The 606-nt window shown below is 39.4% G+C and carries 2 rRNA genes; both read left to right on the forward strand.

Annotated elements, in window-relative coordinates:
* Nucleotides 1-79, forward strand: a 16S ribosomal RNA gene (locus tag QMA12_RS22135); the annotation flags it as partial.
* Between the two features lie 291 nt (nt 80-370).
* Nucleotides 371-606, forward strand: a 23S ribosomal RNA gene (locus QMA12_RS22140); the annotation flags it as partial.

Here is a 606-nt window from a genome sequence, read left to right on the forward strand (position 1 = left end):
TACCACGGAGTGATTCATGACTGGGGTGAAGTCGTAACAAGGTAGCCCTAGGGGAACCTGGGGCTGGATCACCTCCTTATACGATTTAGAACTTATTTGTTCGTAGTGTCCACACAGATGATTGTTAGTTAGTTTGCTCATTGAGTTTACTAATTAATATGCTCTTTAAAAATTTGGAAAAGCTGATAATAAAATTCTGATAAATATTCGTATTTATCAAGAGTTTTCAAAAGTAAAAAAGAATGATAGCAGTATCATTCAGTGCCATTTAATCACTCTTTGAGTTGATTGATTGGTATCTACTTTAGTATTCAATATTAACTTCTGGCGAAGTTAAACTGTCACTAACAAAGACCCGTTTGGGTTGTATGGTTAAGTGACTAAGCGTACACGGTGGATGCCTTGGCAGTTGGAGGCGATGAAGGACGTATTAACTTGCGATAAGCCTAGTCAAGCTAGTAAAAAGCACTTGAGACTAGGATTTCCGAATGGGGAAACCCACCTGCTTGCAGGTATCGTTAACTGAATACATAGGTTAACGAGGCGAACGCGGAGAACTGAAACATCTAAGTACCCGTAGGAAAAGAAATCAACCGAGATTCCGGA

Source organism: Pseudoalteromonas sp. APC 3893 (assembly GCF_030408095.1).
Taxonomy (GTDB): Bacteria; Pseudomonadota; Gammaproteobacteria; order Enterobacterales; family Alteromonadaceae; genus Pseudoalteromonas.